Annotated in this window: 2 protein-coding genes; both read left to right on the top strand. The window is 62.1% G+C overall.

Annotated elements, in window-relative coordinates; genetic code table 11:
• The first annotated feature begins 181 nt into the window (after positions 1-181).
• Positions 182-679, top strand: a complete 498-nt coding sequence (locus OO70_RS50415) for an RNA polymerase sigma factor (RefSeq protein ID WP_030529748.1) — start codon at positions 182-184, stop codon at positions 677-679.
• A 21-nt stretch (positions 680-700) separates the two neighbouring features.
• On the top strand, positions 701-892 hold the full coding sequence (locus OO70_RS50410) for a hypothetical protein (protein WP_030529749.1): 192 nt from the start codon (positions 701-703) through the stop codon (positions 890-892).
• The last annotated feature ends 97 nt before the right edge of the window (positions 893-989 follow it).

The following is a 989-nucleotide window of genomic DNA, read 5'->3' as shown; positions in this document are numbered from 1 at the left end:
AACGTGCTGAGCGTCCACGACGAAGGCGTTGCCGAGACCGACGAGGACTTCGGCAGCGAGGACGAGTTCCACGAAATCTTCACCACCCCGCCTGTGTGGGCTCTGCCGAAAGGCAACCGGCTCGGGCTCCCCATCGCGGCCAGCGGTTGGTCCGATGATCGCTACAAGAAGGAATGACGGCATGGATCAATTCGAACAGGGCGTGTGGGCATCGCGGCGCTTGCTCAAGAACTACGCGCTCAAAAACATCGGCCATGCCGACGACGCGGACGATCTGGTCTCGCAGACGATGGTCAACGCGCTCGCCAACCGGAAGCGCTTCGACGGCCGCAATCTGGAAGGCTGGTTGATGACGATCCTGAAGAACCTGATCCGTGATCGGTTCAACAAGGGCTACCGCAAGCAGAAGGGCGGTGGCCCGCGCCTGCAACGGCTGACCTATACGGGCGAGCTGGATTACGCGGACCATATCGTTGCGCCGGAGAACCCGGAGCGCGCGATGATCCTGGCCGAGGCGTGGGATGCTTTGCTCGATCTCCCCGACGCGCAGGCGGATGCCGTTGTGCTCGCAGGGATCGGCTGCACGTATCAGGAGATGCAGGAGATAACCGGCGTCGCGATGGGGACGGTCAAGTCTCGCGTCCATCGCGCCCGTGAAGCGCTCGCCGGAGCGTTGTGAACTTCAAACAGGAGGACCCCCATGTCTACGTTCGTCTATGTGCAAGGCCTGAAAGGACCGGAGCCCCAGGTCTGGCACGAAAAGCCGTTCAGCGCCGCAGGCAGGCCGCCTGTGCCGCTGCAAGAACATGAGCTGACCGAGAAGATCGGGAAGCTCACCGTCTCCGAACTCGCGATCCTCTATCCGTACAAGGGAGCCTACGATGTCACCTGAAGACAAGGCCAAAGGGCGGGCCATGCAAATCGCTCGCATGCGCTTCAACTGCATCTTTCGAGAGGCGTGGGTGTCGATAGCGCGCGAGCGCGGTTGG

This window comes from Streptomyces xylophagus (assembly GCF_000716435.1).
GTDB classification, from domain to species: domain Bacteria; phylum Actinomycetota; class Actinomycetes; order Streptomycetales; family Streptomycetaceae; genus Streptomyces; species Streptomyces xylophagus.
The sequence above is the reverse complement of the archived record's forward strand: the minus strand, read 5'-3'. Positions and strand labels throughout refer to the sequence as shown.